Source organism: Marinobacter bryozoorum, assembly GCF_023156245.1.
GTDB classification, from domain to species: domain Bacteria; phylum Pseudomonadota; class Gammaproteobacteria; order Pseudomonadales; family Oleiphilaceae; genus Marinobacter; species Marinobacter bryozoorum.
Map to the genome: position 1 here is coordinate 37,110 of NZ_JAKZAH010000021.1, position 14,430 is coordinate 51,539.

Genomic DNA, 14,430 nt, shown 5'->3' on the forward strand with positions numbered 1-14,430 from the left:
CACGCAATTAATGCCGAAACGTTATTTTGGCCTGCGGGTGTGGCGTCTGGTCCTGCTCTGCCGGGGCCGACATGTCGTGGCCATCATGCATGAGCTCCGCATGCCATCGGGGTGGTGTCCCACTCCGGGGCAGCGGGTTTCTGCGGTGCTGCGGATTGGTTGCCAACCAGGGGCGTCTACTCTGCATGTGCAGGCTATTGAGCCTAGTTAGCCTGGCGGCGGCTGCTAGGTTTTTAGCAGCCGCCTGACCCTTTTATGAGACGCGCATCAACCTTCCTCCCCACCAACGCTTTCGTTGGCGCAGACGACATACGCCGAAAGCAATGCAAATCTCAACGTTGACCAAAACAGGTTCTGACCTCTGTCTAGAGCCGGTGGTGCATCTACCGAGATATGGCAGCGGCCATTGATGCCTAGTTTCTTCGGTAGGGTTTCCAGCTTGCAGGTAATACTCGAGGGAGGGACTCCGAAATAGTCAGACCAGAATTTTTTGACCCGCTTTCGGTCCGTCTCTGGAGCAATTTTGATGGACAACGTTGTCCGGCTCTTGAGCCCTAACTCACGGAGCAGATCGAAGAACAGTCGCTGCCGTACAGCTCCACGCGGTCGGATCTCAGGTTTACTCCTTTGAGAGCTCTCCAAAGCCGCTCGCATACACAGTTCCGCATGCTCAGGGTCACGCTCAAACCAATCAACAAGCCCCAAGAAATACTTTTCGGCGTAGTTTTGGGTATCTGGCGTATTGGGCGGCGCCAGGAATTGGCCTGGAAGTTCCGGTAAACGACGCGAAAGATCTTTTTCCTCCAGCGACCGCATAACGTCTTCTGTGCCCCGAGATAACTTGGGGCGAGGGCTAGGCGAGACAAGAGCCGACTGATTATGGGGCGCGCGCTCGCGGTTGGTTGTCATGGACATGACAGACCTGGCGTTCTTGTTCCAGCGTTCAGCGGTCTCACTGGATATGCCCACTAGCTCGGCGGCGGCCATCAGCCCTCGAGGTTTCTCCATGCCGTGTTCCGTTACCGATTGGATAGACCACAGCTGCAGGTTGTATGCGTCCATCCATCCGATCTTGATTCGCAGTTCACTGTTTTCATGGACAAGCGGTTGGTGCTCTTGCATGGAGGGAGGCTTTTTTCGACCGGCCACGGGCCAGCTTTCTGCCAATACTGCGCAAAGCACACTTGCCGGTGTTGGTGACCCGGTAAGCTGTTTACGGCTCCGGTACCTCTCCAACGCTGAAGGTGACTTATCAAGCAGTACTTGCTGGCATTCAAGGGACAACTTTGGATCGTGCCTCTGGCTCAGATAACACCCGACAATCCAATCCATCAGGTGGGAATAACATTCTACGGTGACCTGAGGCGAGGCGTGCCCAGCCCACATCGCCATCAACCATAAGGCTTGCCCAGTATCTGGTAAACCAGCTTTCTCCCATAGACGATGTCCAACTGCCGGTAGTAGGTCGACTCCGGTTTCGTCCTGGCGCCACTCCAAGGGGATAAACTCACTCGGCTCCCGTTCCAGCAACCGTAAAAACGTGAACGTGACGAACGAGTGTCGCAGGTGGTGAAAACGGAAGTTCTCGTCGCCCGTAACCTGTTGGAGTAGATCGGTAATCGGGTCGAAAACACGTGAGGTGACCGCAGGCCAGTATCCTCCAGCCACCTCCGCAAACACCGGCCTTTTTGCAGCATTACCTGCAACAACGCTCTGCTGGCGTTGATAAAAGCGACGCAGTGTAGTCAGCTCATCCTGGGTCAGCAGGATATGAATCGGCAGACGGCGCGTGGAGGTTTCCGATTTTATCCGCGCGTTTTTGTTCGGACGAACCAGCAGTTCGGGCTTTTCGACGAGTGGGTCATCCAGCCCTGCGAAATCGCCAAACAATCGGCTATAAGCCTCACCACGGCGCAGCCCCAAGCGGTAACCCAGGATCAGAATGAGCTCCTGGCACTCTGCGAGGTCGTCATGAGCGGCCCGGTGCTGGAGTGCTTCTCGTATCCTCTGGTATTCGCGAGGCGTCAGGATGCGGGCATCTACCTGCCGGTCGGCACTCATCCCGGCGATGTCGACCGGTGGGATACCGTACCCCTGCACCAAAAACTGATGGAAAGCGGATAATCGTCCGGCACAGTCAGCCACTGCTCCGTGAGCATTGGCTACGATCTCGTCATAGATCGCCTGCCAGCTGTCCTCGTCCACGTTCAGAGGGTCGGATAGATCGTCCGCATATACGAGTATCCCTTTTATCCAGTCGAGATACCGAATAACTGAGCGGTCAGAAAGCTTCTTTTTTACCACGCCACCGTGCTCGAGAAGGTGACCTGCCCAACTGGCCATCAGTTGGAGGATTGGGGAGACATCCTCTTTGTCCACGAACGTGCTGATGAACTCGCGGCCCACATTATTGGGTTCGTCCTTGATGCCTTTGAGCAACTCCTTATAGAGCTTTTTCTGATCCGGGAATTGACCGCTCACCCGTACCAGCTTTACGGCGGGGCTCACTTCTCCTTCCCGGTCTTTACCAGACTGAGTGCTTTTATATCGCTGATCGGTCAGCAATCGGTGCCAGTTCCCCGCAGTCAAGGGTGGTCCGATTCGATTGCTAAGCAGATAATGAACGATGGTACTTGGGAGCGTGGTTACGAGATTTGCCTCGGACAGGCGCAGGCAACTACCAGCAACACTGGAGGTGAGTCCCGCCAACTGGCAAAGTTTTTTCGTGAACTGCTCAAGCAGGTTATCAAAAGATCGATACTTCAGGGATTTGGGATCTTTCGGCCACGTCTTTCCCCATCGTTGATACCAGCGCCAGAGGAGGATTTGGGTAACCGGCGCCAGGAATACGCGCCTTCTTCGGTCCTGGTAATCGGTATTCTCGAGGTTGTTTTCCTCACCCAGGTCCAGCCAGACGATACCCTGTTCAACACCCGCCCCTGCACGAATACCGTTCGGGATCTCCTTGAGCCATGTCTTGTTGCAAACTCCAGAATGAAAACAGAACGAGAACAACAGTTCGCCTGCGTCATGTACGATGTCCGGCTTTTCTGAACCCTCAGCGCATTCCAGTCGGGCGTAAAATGCATTATCCAATTCATCGAATTGCTGGAGGCGCCGGAACATTTCCGGATTTGCATTGGACGACTCAACCCGGCTGATTGCTATCGGTGCCGGCACAGGCATTTGCCAGCCCAGCTCTCTAACACCCTGTGCGAGCCCAACCACCAGATAATGCTGAATTTCTTTTAGTTGGTAGCCACCGGAATCCTGACAAACCTCCTCGAACAGCTCGTCAATCTGCTTGGCAGATAGCTCAACTTCTCGACTACCGCGATACAGTTGTGGGTACCCGTCTTGAAGCCGTTGGATCGCCGCTGACAGCCAGGCATGTTTTTGTTTAATGCGATTAAATTCCCGGCGCTTGGCGCCCAACGAATCTTGGCTGCCGTGCTTTTTTATCGCTCTGGCGAGCTTTGAGATCGGGCTAACCCACGGCTCATAAACACCATCGAACGTGTCAGTCATCTTGCAATCCCCTCGACCACCTGCAAACCGATCTTCTCGGCCAACTGACCGAGTGCACTGTCCAGAACCCCATGAAAATCGACAGGGTCAACCGCCGAGAACCTCCCCCATGGTTCCTGCCCCATCGACCAGTGCCCCATAAAACGATCAACGTAGGGTCCAGAGACGTCGAGTCGACGCAACTCACCGCGTAGCCAGTGGCGATTGAGGTTTAAGGGCAAGACGTAGGCCCATTCCAGCAAGGTCTCCATTGACGCTGGACGCAACTGAACCTCGTCGAGCTGTGTGTCGAGGTAGAACAAAAAAGACCCATGCTGTCGGTTTTCAATAATCAGTGACAGACGGTTCCTCAGCCATTCGGCGTGAGAGTGATAGGCAACCAGCTGATCCGCCAGAACCTGACAAGCTGGAACCATGCGACAGTGGCCGTAGCCATCCCCTGTTTTATCAGCGATAACCAGCCACCGTCGTCGGTGGTTAAATTCGCATTGCTCGGACAGGGGGTCTTGAACGGCACGATATCCGCTCATCCAGAACAGCATGAGCACGACATAGTTGGTTAGAGAGTTATGAAAAACGCGGAGGCCTTCGAGGGTGCCGAGCAGATCCCGGTCATATTCAACTTGCTCCCGGAGCGCCTTAAACAGGTCAGCTACCACCGGCGTATCAATGACGAGATCTGAACCTACGGTTCCATCAAGCAATGCTCGCTGGCACTCGGGCGCTGATGCGCTGTCTGCGAGAACCCAAGACTGCCAGCGGCGAGTGACGCTCGAATACTGGTCCAGTAATTTCTGGCGGTCACAATGGTGATAGTAGATTGCCGCTGAGGCGCCGTACGGTGGCTGACGACCTGTGACAAGCGATGCTTCAATCAGGTCGCCAGATTCCGCGTGTAACTCCTCAGTGAGGTGATAGGCTATACGGGCGAGGGTGGTTCGGCCTCGATTGCCTCTATTGATAGATGACAAGAAAGCCGTGATTTCAGCGTTCGCGCGCTCGTGGCTTACATTGCTAAATAGCTTTACAGATCGCTTTTTAACTTGCCGTTTTCTGTCAGCAACTAATGGCTCCAGCACTGACCAAAACGATTCAGGGATAGGGAGATAAAGTAGGGGTTCGTGGTCTGCTAAAACGCTCTTCCAGGCTTTTTTCCGGGTCCGGCGCGACTCTGGCTGCAGCGCTTTGACAACCCACTCTCGAGATTCTGCAACCACGTAAATGGCTGTTATATCCTGGATAGAGTTGGCCTTCGGTACCTGGCTGGCATCTCGAACGAGGCTTGTCTCAAACACGGCATCCAGATCACGCCCGGTGAGCAGGCTCAACAAAAGGATCGCTCTGCTGCTCGCACCGAGCGTTACTTCCGGATTCAGAATTGCGGAGATAAGTGAACGAACTTCTGCCTCATTCAATGTCTGCCACCGTCCAGGCAGCAGCTGTGCGGCTCGCCGCTGGTGGATTTTTCGATTGGCCACACGTATTGCCGCCTGTACCGGATTGCCCCCCAAGCCGGTCGACAGAGGACGCGCTGATTTAATTAGCCGCGGACCGTCCTCGACCTCATCAGGGGAGTTGCCCGCCAGATAATGCTCGGTCGCTCTCACCTCCTCAGGGCGCCGACGACTGATAACCGCGGTTTCCGGAGAGGAACCAGCATCCAGATCTGAATCAGGATCAGTATCGAGCACGTTCTGAGGCAAAGGAACAGGCCTAATCTTCCGTGGCTGGTCCCCGTGTTTTCGGGAGCGCTGATAAATCCGCCCCCCACCTAAATAAAAATTGAAAAATCTGGCGATCTCAGTGAGGTAGCTATAATCCTGACCTAGCGCCTCGGCCTCTCTCGGATCGATATCCTCCAATGTCTCCTCTAGGCGGCTGTAGAACTCTTCCACGTCGCCAACTACGGGCGGCAGGCGATTTAGCCCTGGCTGCGAAATTAGACGGATCTGGCGCCAAACTCCCTCTACGCGGCGATCGAATATGACGACGTCCTGTGCGTCACGGGCTGAGGGTTCAAGCTTTCGGCTCCAATCGCTCACGCATACGATAATCAGGGCTGAGAGTCGTAGGAGGGCTTCAGGTACTTGGTCTCGTCGGCCTAGCTCGATGATGGCGGCGTGCTGTGGAAAGAGCCCCTTCAGACCCCTGACGCCCTGACTAGCCTCTTTATCGACATTAACAGCTTTATCTATTCGCCCCTGAGCACAGATGGTGAGCAGTGAGTCTTTATGGGGGAGGTCGATACCCAGAGTTGCAAATTCGGGGATGATTTTCGCCAGACCGTCCTCGATCGCATTCATCTCAAACCAGTCCGGGCGAGGGCGCACGAGGTCCTTCAGCTGGCCCTCAACCGTCAGTTCGACAAAGTTAGTCATCACCATCCTCCTGCGCGAGAGCCAGTGACTCTTGCGATGTAGGCGACTTAGCCTGAGCTCGCTTCGGGATTTGGTAACGGCGGTTCAGACCGAGGAGACGCTCACGACCCAATTTCGTCGATAGCTCTGGCAGGTAACGAGCCATAGTCGCGGGGTGAATGAGAGTCGCTTGCTGATTCAATAGATTTCCGGACGAGGTGGCATCCAGCCCATGCCAGATCGACGAAACGAACCCGGCCAATGCAATGAGCTCTCCTGTCGAGATATGGGCCGGTAGATCGCTGACTACGAGAACGGGTATTCGCTCTCCCGGTGCCAACTGCTGTCGGCAAACCTCAGCCGTGCGAAGATTGGCCAGCACACGAAAAAACCGCTTGCCCGTCTCCGGCTGCCATACAACTGGCATATGCAGGGAGGCTGCAAGTTGTACCACTGCAGTCGTGAACGCCTCTCTTTTTCTCATCGCAGGTATTGGTGCCACCAATACCTCCAGGGCGGAGGGTTCGATATCCGGGATTGCTGAAAGCTCACTCACTCGGACATGTGTGAGTCTGATTCCTGGAAACCAGGTTGTTTCCGGGGACTGGGACATGGACTAATCTCCTATTTGATCGTTGCCCGCTCAGAATCCCACAGAAAAACCCTCCAAAACCGGGGGTGGAGCGAAAGTTCATAATCTAAAAAAATGACGCGTTGTTTTGCATTTACTAGATGAATGTTATGTCGGGCAGCGCAACAACATCGAAGCTGCAACAGCTACGGAAAGGCAAGCCTTGGCTGGAGTAACTGTGGAGTGAATTAGTGCGGCGAAACGCCGGGTGTGGAATTTCGGGTTTGGCGGGTAGCCACGCCCTTCTGGATAGGGCTCAATCAGCAGCGACCAGAAACCGGGCTCAGAATAACGGTCACCACCAGTGGGGCGTGGTCAACCAACTAATCAGGACCACCCGCGAGGAAAGGTGCAGGTTAGCGCTATCTCATCCAGCACAGTACGTGGTCTCCGGCAAATCCAACTCCACTGCCCCTGCAGCCCATCAGTCAGCCCAGCTTTAGGATAATGATGGTAACAAGCTACCCAGCTCGATCATCGTCGTCACCGAGCGAACCATTCTGGGCAGTCAGCTTCAGGGCACCATCTGCCAGTCTGAACAGGCTCTGGAAGAGGCGGTTCGCTCTATAGATCGTGATTTGGGCCACCAGAGTTAATCGGAGTAGCTGGCTGAAGCTCTGGCCAAGCAGACCCGAATCGTTATTGTCAGTGGCCATCAAGACCTTGCCCGCGTTGTTCGATGCGCAGGAGAGGTATCCCAAACTCCCGTCAGGACCGTACGCGGCATCGTGGAATTCACCTTTCGCAAGCTGGCTCCTCCGCAACGACGCTGAAGGCTATCTTGGGCGGTAAGTAATCCGAAGGGGAGGAAATTAGTGCGGAAGAATTGATGGATGCTGGCTTCTCGGCGTGCAAACACTGTAAGCACATCAGCTACTACGCTTTGACCGCCACGCCTAAGGCCAAGACCATGAGCTGTTTGGTCGTGAGATCGAAAAAATGAGTTCGTGCACGCCGGCTTGGCCGCCTCGAAGTCACTCTTGCCCGAGGTAATCAGGCCCAGGGAGCTCTCGACCAGTTCAATGTATGGAATAACGTGCCCCTTGGTGATGGTGCGAGCGACTTTGGTCAGCGAAGTGTGCCGATTCAGATAGTGTCCAATCAGAGCCTGTTGTATAGACTTTGGTTCTGGATTGCTGGAAAGTAAATGTACGGATGAGCTGAAAGTACTGACTGGGCGAATGGATGGCAGGCGTTATTTTATCGTTCGAGGCCTTCCTGTTGCAGGCTTAGGGCGCAAGTTCAGCTCGTGCAACTCACGGATTCAGGGGCTTGTTAGAGCGCAAATTCTGGCACCGGAAACGCCGGTACAAAACTGTTCTAGACTGGGCTCATTTACGAGGAGGCACAATGTATGCCTGAAGACGCAAATGTGACTGATCTCCAAAAAGCCATTGCAGAACTGTTGACACTGAGAGAAGCTACTGATTTCCGCTGGGCATCAGAAGAAGAGCGAGGCCCCGATGATCATTATGTTGCTTGCTTGATTATCGACGGAGAGGCACTTTTCTATTTTTGGGATCTCGAGGGAAGTGAAGAGATGGACCGGATAAGCGGGCAATACGGTTACTTCATTGAACCACGTAATCGCATGGATATTTGTTTTTACAGCTTAGCGAAATGGCGCTCTCTTCCATTCTGTGTGAAAAATTAGCATAGACGTAGGCGGCAAACTGGAAGAAGTCCGCCAGGTTCGCGGTTTCCGGTCGTGAATAGGCTGATCAGCTCGCCCACAACCAGGACACGGTAATTGCTTCGCCTCACAGGAGACCCGGAAATCGATACGCTGGGCCTTTGGGTCAAAATCGATGTCATCGACAGCCCATGGTGACGTCAGACCCAAGGCTTGTGTGAACAAGAGTTCCGGATTCATAGAGATGTTCGCTGGAGGTCAGAAGATATCAGGGAGTATGACTCAAAAAGGCGTTAGCTGGCGACCGATTCCACACGAAATGGAAGAGAGCCCGGGGGATTCCCATCCGGATGCGGTGCGGCGAAATCCGCGATGAAGGACCGCCTGGAAGACTTCGAGCCGCCCTTGCCGCCGTTCTCTTCGTGCGCGGTTAGTGCTGACGGCAGCAGTGGCGGGAGCAATATGTCTCACACGTATGGTTTTGCAGCCTACGTCCCGGAGCGGGAAGTGTGCGAGTGGGTTGAAAACAACGATTACGGGTATGGCCTGGGAGGCTGGGACAAAACGAGGGTCTGCGAAACCGTTCCCGAGCATTATGTACATGGAAAAATGTGTCAGTGGGATCCGATGTCTGGGGGGAGTGGCAACCCGGAAGGCTGTACGATGACCTATCGATATGTTGATGTTTTTGTGGATGGCGCCAAGGCAGGCCACACGTACTACTGGAATTAGGCATCATTTTAGCGGGGCAGTAAGAGTTGTCAGGGCCAGTCTACTGGCCCTCAGTCATTTTACTGACAGGACCCAACAGAAGACTTCAGAGATCGGTGGTCTTCACTATGTCACTACAGCGTTAGGGTTATTATGGTGGGAAGTATCACTTGATACTGGGAAGACCGTGACGCGGAATCAATCTGAACCATGAATTTCAACAACTGCAGAGAGACCTCCCGCTTTACTGGACGTGTAATGAACCTGTCCCTGATAACGCTCAACTATCGCGTGGACAATAGCCAGCCCCAATCCATGACCGGGTGTTTGTTCGTCGAGCCTCAGTCCGCGCTTGCCCAATTGTGACCGGGCTGTTTCTGAGACGCCGGCCCCGTCGTCGCTGATGATGATTTTTAACTGGCCTTGATCTTCACCCAGCGTGAGCTCCACCCAGCGGGACGACCATTTGCCTGCGTTATCCAGCAAGTTGCCAAGGATTTCGTTCAGATCATGCTCCTCAACAGGCCAGCGATGGTGTTCAGGCAGATCCGTTGACAGTTCAAAAGATTTATCGGGGTAGAGGCGGCCGAGCATCCACAGCAGGTCCCGGGCCTGTTTGACCGGGCAGGCACTTTGACCGACCTGTGGTCCTGCAAACCGGCTTCGCCGCATTTCTGACTCCAGCTGAGCATCTATGTCGTCGAGGCGCGACGCCATTTCCCGTCTCAGGTTCTCATCAAGCGGTCGGCTGGTGTCTTCCAGGATCTGTCTGACAGCCGCTATGGGCGTTTTCACACTGTGGGAAAGGTTGGCAAGGGCGTCACGGGAGCGTTCCAACCGGTCATCCAGTGAATCCAGCAGCTGATTGAGTTGCTGAACGAGGGGCCGGAACTCCTCCGGGCCGTCTGCGTTAATACGGGAGATATCGCCTGACTGAAGCTTTTTCAGGCTCGCCCGAAGGCCCACTACTGGCCGCAGGGCCAGAGTGATGCCCACCCATATGCTTCCGACCATCAGAGTGACCAGTAAAACCGAGACGACGGCAGTCCAGGTGTGGAGTTCGGCCTGACTTTGCTGAAGTGCTTCCATATCCTCGGCAACAATGACCACGAAGGAATTTCCGTCGACCGTGAAGGCACGGCGATACCCAAGCATTTCGGAAGGCGCAGCGGGTACCTCAGCATCCCGGACTCTTACGGCTCCCTCCTGCTCGGACGAGAGCAACGGCCTCAGCAGCGGAGTCCAGGTTTCCGGTGAAATGGACTGCCGGGACGGAGAGGCAATGGCGAAGGCATGGTGGAACACTTCCTGGAAGTAGTCGCCGGTTTGGAGTGTATCAATCCGGCCGCCGGACTGGCGGATCTGGTGTTCCAGAAAAGCCACCTCATCTTTCAGGCGGCTTTCTACAAAGTCCGTGGACATCCTCTCCAGCAAGGCCCCATGGATGATCCAGGCCAGCGCCATCAGGCCAATACCGGCCGGAAGCAGCAGAATCAGGAGCATCCCCCTGACTGAGCGAGGTCTAGCGGCTATCGGCATCGAACAGGTACCCCTGACCACGTCGGGTCTTTATGGTGTCCGGACCCACCAGCTTCCTGAGCCGCCGCACATAGGCCTCGATAACGTTTTCGCTGGGTGTGTCGTCGAGGCTGTATAGCTGGTCCAGAAGCTGTTCTTTCGAGAAAACCTGCCCGGGTCGACTCATCAGACAACGGAGCAAGCGGAACTCCGTACCGGTCAGGCTATGTTCGGTCTGGTCACCGGCTCTTAACGTCTGGCGATTTTCGTCCAGCTCGAATCGGCCCGCTGTCAGGGTATCCATTATTCGGCCTTCGCTTCGCCGGACGATGGCGTGAAGCCGGGCAATCAGTTCCTCCGTCTGGAAAGGTTTCGCGAGGTAATCATCAGCGCCGGCCTTCAGTCCATTGACCTTGTCCTGCCAGTCTCCCCTGGCGGTCAGGATCAGCACCGGGAAGCTGACCTTATGCGTCCGCCACTGCCTCAGTACGTCCAGACCGTTGCCGTCGGGCAGGCCCAGGTCAAGAATACCGGCCCGGTAGCTTTCCTGCTGCCCGAGTTGCCGGGCCTCCCGTGCTGTACGGGCGGTATCCACGCTGAAACCGGCCTTTTCCAGCTGGGCGCTTAGCCCGTTTGCCAGCAGAGGGTCATCTTCCACCAGAAGTAATCGCATTCCTGATCTTCCTTCCCAATTTGAACATCAAAGCCCGCCAGTGTTGCTGCCCAAGCTGAATTGGGCCTGAACAAAAAATAATTCCGATTTTCAGCATGGATTCAGGTTGCTGAGCGATGGTAGCAACCGTTTCTGGATATTGCTCAAGTTTTGAGTGAGACAACCCGGCCTCCAGGGCCAAATCTGTTCAAGGGAGAAGATATATGACCATATCAAAATTTCTCGTTGCTGCTGCGGCTATCTCATTGTCGGCGACCGCCTTTGCCGCTGGAACCCATGGTGGAGGCCATGGTCACGGCGCTGCGAGTGGTGAGCCCGGCAAAGCCTCAGAGGTCAGCCGAACCATAACAGTCGAAATGTACGACAACTACTATGAACCGGAATCAATCACCGTAAGCCCCGGGGAAACGGTGCGGTTCATGGTGGAGAACAAAGGGAACCTCGTTCACGAATTCAACATCGGCACCCCAGAGATGCACGAGGGCCATCAGGAGGAAATGATGATGATGGTCGAGCATGGCGTCATCCAGGGCGGAAAACTCAACCACGACATGATGGAAATGGACATGGGGAACGGCCAGTCCATGAAACACGATGACCCCAACAGCGTCCTGCTGGAACCGGGCCAGAGCCAGGAAGTCATCTGGAAGTTTTCCGATAACAGCAATATCGAGTTCGCCTGCAATGTGCCGGGTCATTACCAGGCAGGGATGTACGGTGACGTTAAGGTTCAGTAACTCAGCTCACTAGTAAAGCGTTGAAGCAGAGGGCCTACAGGTATTTCTCCTGTGGGGTCCTTGGTGCAGTGCTATTTGGAGTAACAAGCATGAAAAGCCGTTTAGGTTCGGTGTTGTTAAGCCTGCTGATGTCTACATCGGTTATGGCCGGCGAATATGATCTCACGGTTGATCGGGTCGAAATTGATACCGGCGATTTCGTGAAAGAAGGTATTGGCTATAACGGTGCATCTCCGGGACCGGTGATGCGCTTCAAGGAAGGTGAAACCGTCAAGATCAATGTGACCAACAACCTGGATGAGATGACGTCCATTCACTGGCACGGTCTGATCCTGCCTTTCAATCAGGACGGTGTGCCAGGTATCAGTTTCCCTGGCATCAAGCCGGGTGAAACGTTCACCTACGAATTTCCTATCCAGCAAGCGGGCACCTACTGGTTCCACAGCCATTCCGGTTTTCAGGAGCCAGACGGGGCCTATGGTGCCATTGTCATTGAGCCCGAGGGCCGTGAGCCGTTCCGCTACGATCGTGAATTCGTGGTACAGCTGACTGATAAACACCCCCATTCCGGTGACCGCATCATGCGCAACCTGAAAATGATGCCGGACTATTACAACCGCGAGCAGCAAACCGTGGGTGAGTTTTTCTCGGACGTGTCAAAGAATGGGCTGATGAATACGGTCCGAGACCGGATGGCCTGGGGCGACATGCGCATGATGAAAGCTGACGTTGAGGACCTGCAAGGCTTTACGGGCCTGATCAACGGTAAGGGGCCGGACCAGAACTGGACTGGGCTTTTTGAACCGGGCGAACGCATCCGGCTGCGATTCATCAACTCTTCGGCCATGACCTACTTTGATATCCGGATTCCCGGTCTGGATATGACGGTGGTTCAGGCCGATGGCAACAACGTTCAGCCGGTTAGTGTCGATGAATTTCGGATCGGAGTAGCGGAAACCTACGACGTGATCGTACGTCCGAAGGATGAGCAGGCGTACACCATCTTCGCTGAATCCATGGGACGTTCCGGATACGCCAGGGCAACACTGGCCCCCGAAGAGGGCATGGAAGCGGCAGTGCCGCAACTTCGTGAAGCTGCCCGACTGACCATGGCTGATATGGGCGGTATGCCTGGTATGGACCATGGCAGCATGGCGGGCATGGATCATGGGAACATGGATATGGACAGCTCAGAAGATATGTCCGGGCTGGAACACTCTTCTATGGAGGGGATGGACCACTCCAACATGGACGGCATGGATCATTCCAATATGGAAGCTATGGATCATTCGGACATGTCCGGTATGGACCATGGTGCCATGACGATGGGAAAAGAAGATAAAAGCGATCCTTTCTATGCCAAGGGCAGCGGCCTCATGCCCAAAGCGGCGAATGGAGGTAAGTTTCTGTCATACGCTGACTTGAAGGCTCAGGATCCGCTGTACGAAGACCGGGAACCGACCCGGGAAATAGAGCTTCGCCTGACCGGTAATATGGAGCGTTACACCTGGAGCATTAATGGCGTCAAGTACGAAGACGCAGACCCAATTCGTCTCAAATACGGTGAGCGAGTTCGCTTCAAATTCGTGAACGAGACCATGATGACTCACCCTATGCACCTGCACGGTATGTGGTCCATTCTCGATGTTGGTGCAGACCAATGGAACCCGATCAAGCACACGGTCAGTGTGCAGCCAGGCACCACGGTTTACATGGAAACCGAGGTCGACGCGCCCGGTCAGTGGGCGTTCCACTGTCACCTGTCCTATCACGCGGCCGCTGGTATGTTCCGCAAGGTCATTGTTGAAGGTGGGCCAGAGTCGACGCAGGCCAAAGCAGACGTGATTGGTGAAGATGGAGGTGAGGCATGAGTTGTATTCGATCACTTGTCGCCGTCAGTTTTCTTGCCACAGTTGGTTTCTCAACGGCGGTGACAGCTCAGGAAATGATTTCCGACACCACGGCTCGTAAACAGCCGCTCACAACCTGGGGTGTGCAATTTGAGGAGTTTGAATACCGCTATAGCGACGATGACGAGGAGCTGGGCGTCTGGAATGCGGATGCCTTCTATGGCACCGACGATTTTAAAGTCCGGCTGCTCACAACCGGTGAATACGAGATAGAGGAGCAGGCCTACGAAACACTGGAAAACCAGTTGGTCGGCCAGATCCCCATTTCCAAGTTCTTCGACGCCAAAGCGGGTGTTCGCTTCGACACCCCTGAAGGACCGGATCGCACTTATGCCGTGCTGGGTGTCGCTGGGCTTGCACCGCAATGGTTTGAGGTTGACGCCAACCTGTATGTGAGCAATGAAGGTGAGACGTCCGCTGAACTGGACGCAGAGTATGAATTATTGCTAACCAATTATTGGATCCTAGGGGCGACACTGGATGCGACGGTCGCGTTCAGTGAGGATCGTGAAATTGGCGTTGGCAAAGGTCTGGTCTCCACCGAAGCTGGGCTGCGTCTGCGTTATGACTTGGTTGATCGCGCCTTTTCACCCTATGTCGGTGTGGTGCATGAACGAAAATACGGCGATACCGCAGATCTAGCTGAAACCGGCGGCGGAAGTACAGAAGACTGGTTTGCCGTGATCGGCGCTCGAATCGCATTCTGATGCTGATGGGCCATGGGGAAACCCA

The 14,430-nt window shown here is 54.7% G+C and carries 10 protein-coding genes and 2 pseudogenes; 5 read left to right on the top strand and 7 right to left on the bottom strand.

From position 1 onward, the window contains the following. Nucleotides 1-267 precede the first annotated feature (267 nt). From MLC59_RS12470 to MLC59_RS12485, 4 genes and pseudogenes are all read right to left on the bottom strand, one after another. Complete coding sequence (locus tag MLC59_RS12470) at nucleotides 268-3,528, bottom strand: site-specific integrase (protein WP_248234624.1); 3,261 nt, start codon at nucleotides 3,526-3,528, stop codon at nucleotides 268-270. Beyond that, nucleotides 3,525-5,906: a hypothetical protein gene (locus MLC59_RS12475; protein WP_248234625.1), complete on the bottom strand. Its 2,382-nt coding sequence runs from the start codon at nucleotides 5,904-5,906 to the stop codon at nucleotides 3,525-3,527. Before MLC59_RS12475 ends, MLC59_RS12470 begins: the two co-directional genes overlap by 4 nt. Beyond that, entirely contained in the window at nucleotides 5,899-6,498 is a 600-nt protein-coding gene (locus MLC59_RS12480) for a hypothetical protein (protein ID WP_248234626.1), read from the bottom strand. The genes MLC59_RS12475 and MLC59_RS12480 overlap by 8 nt, the downstream gene beginning before the upstream one ends. A 946-nt stretch (nucleotides 6,499-7,444) precedes the next feature. Then, nucleotides 7,445-7,673 (bottom strand): annotated as a pseudogene (locus MLC59_RS12485) (IS1380 family transposase); the annotation flags it as partial. A 197-nt stretch (nucleotides 7,674-7,870) separates the two neighbouring features. Between MLC59_RS12485 and MLC59_RS12490 the strand changes: the two are divergent. Continuing rightward, nucleotides 7,871-8,170 carry a hypothetical protein gene (locus MLC59_RS12490; RefSeq protein ID WP_248234627.1) on the top strand — a complete coding sequence of 100 codons (300 nt, stop codon included), beginning with the start codon at nucleotides 7,871-7,873 and terminating at the stop codon, nucleotides 8,168-8,170. Here MLC59_RS12490 and MLC59_RS20150 read toward each other — a convergent pair. Continuing rightward, nucleotides 8,169-8,389, bottom strand: a pseudogene (locus MLC59_RS20150) (ISL3 family transposase); the annotation flags it as partial. The gene MLC59_RS12490 and the pseudogene MLC59_RS20150 sit on opposite strands and share 2 nt — an antisense overlap. A 132-nt stretch (nucleotides 8,390-8,521) precedes the next feature. On the opposite strand from MLC59_RS20150, the gene MLC59_RS12495 reads away from it, so the two are divergent. Beyond that, nucleotides 8,522-8,881, top strand: coding sequence for a hypothetical protein (locus tag MLC59_RS12495; RefSeq protein WP_248234628.1), 360 nt, complete (start codon nucleotides 8,522-8,524; stop codon nucleotides 8,879-8,881). Nucleotides 8,882-9,058: 177 nt separating this feature from the next. Here MLC59_RS12495 and MLC59_RS12500 read toward each other — a convergent pair whose 3' ends face one another. Together MLC59_RS12500 and MLC59_RS12505 are read right to left on the bottom strand one after the other, a co-directional pair. Then, complete coding sequence (locus MLC59_RS12500) at nucleotides 9,059-10,399, bottom strand: ATP-binding protein (protein WP_248234629.1); 1,341 nt, start codon at nucleotides 10,397-10,399, stop codon at nucleotides 9,059-9,061. Beyond that, nucleotides 10,383-11,051, bottom strand: coding sequence for a response regulator transcription factor (locus MLC59_RS12505; protein ID WP_248234630.1), 669 nt, complete (start codon nucleotides 11,049-11,051; stop codon nucleotides 10,383-10,385). The genes MLC59_RS12500 and MLC59_RS12505 overlap by 17 nt, the downstream gene beginning before the upstream one ends. 203 nt (nucleotides 11,052-11,254) lie before the next feature. On the opposite strand from MLC59_RS12505, the gene MLC59_RS12510 reads away from it, so the two are divergent. The 3 genes from MLC59_RS12510 (at nucleotide 11,255) to MLC59_RS12520 (ending at nucleotide 14,405) form a co-directional block, all read left to right on the top strand. After that, complete coding sequence (locus tag MLC59_RS12510; RefSeq protein ID WP_248234631.1) at nucleotides 11,255-11,788, top strand: cupredoxin domain-containing protein; 534 nt, start codon at nucleotides 11,255-11,257, stop codon at nucleotides 11,786-11,788. A gap of 89 nt (nucleotides 11,789-11,877) precedes the next feature. Then, nucleotides 11,878-13,659, top strand: coding sequence for a copper resistance system multicopper oxidase (locus MLC59_RS12515; protein ID WP_248234632.1), 1,782 nt, complete (start codon nucleotides 11,878-11,880; stop codon nucleotides 13,657-13,659). Beyond that, nucleotides 13,656-14,405, top strand: a complete 750-nt coding sequence (locus MLC59_RS12520; RefSeq protein WP_248234634.1) for a copper resistance protein B — start codon at nucleotides 13,656-13,658, stop codon at nucleotides 14,403-14,405. Before MLC59_RS12515 ends, MLC59_RS12520 begins: the two co-directional genes overlap by 4 nt. Nucleotides 14,406-14,430 lie beyond the last annotated feature (25 nt).